Below are 599 nucleotides of genomic sequence, written 5' to 3' on the forward strand. Positions count from 1 at the left end.
TAGCATTTGATATTTTACCCCATAAAAGCACGTTTAGATTGGATAGGGGTTTTTTGCGCTTTTTTAATGGGGCTTGGCCCCACAACTTATTAGGCTATACAGTAAAAAGGAACCCAGTTATACTGGATTCCTGAAGAGGCGTGGGCCGGATTTGAACCGGCGCATACTGGTGTTGCAGACCATTGCCTTACCACTTGGCTACCACGCCATATAATATTGGATGACCCGGACGAGAATTGAACTCGTGTTACCGCCGTGAAAGGGCGATGTCTTGACCGCTTGACCACCGGGCCATAGAAACCAATCATTACCCTTAAACAAAGGTAAGCTCCCCCTGGTGGACTCGAACCGCCGACATCATGATTAACAGTCATGCGCTCTACCGACTGAGCTAAGGAGGAATATTTCATTTCCTTAAATTATGAGAAGGTACATACCTTCAAAACTGAATACACAAACTCTTCCCGGGAATCCGTCTCCGGATCCCCTCTTCCGTTCCAACTTATGCTTCAGGTCAAACCCTCGACCGATTAGTAACAGTCAGCTCCATGCCTTACGGCACTTCCACCTCTGCCCTATCAACCTTATCGTCTTTAAGG

General features: G+C 47.1%; 3 tRNA genes and 1 rRNA gene. All 4 read right to left on the reverse strand.

What is annotated here, in order from left to right:
- Positions 1 to 136: 136 nt before the first annotated feature.
- Positions 137 to 208, reverse strand: a tRNA-Cys gene (locus ACTQ3A_RS13920).
- A gap of 13 nt (positions 209 to 221) precedes the next feature.
- Positions 222 to 293: transfer RNA gene (locus tag ACTQ3A_RS13925), tRNA-Glu, on the reverse strand.
- A 35-nt stretch (positions 294 to 328) separates the two neighbouring features.
- A tRNA-Asn gene (locus ACTQ3A_RS13930) sits at positions 329 to 401 on the reverse strand.
- A 109-nt stretch (positions 402 to 510) separates the two neighbouring features.
- A 23S ribosomal RNA gene (locus ACTQ3A_RS13935) occupies positions 511 to 599 on the reverse strand; the annotation flags it as partial.

The sequence above is a fragment of the Bilifractor sp. LCP21S3_F8 genome, from assembly GCF_052117805.1.
In the GTDB taxonomy this organism is placed as follows: domain Bacteria; phylum Bacillota; class Clostridia; order Lachnospirales; family Lachnospiraceae; genus Bilifractor.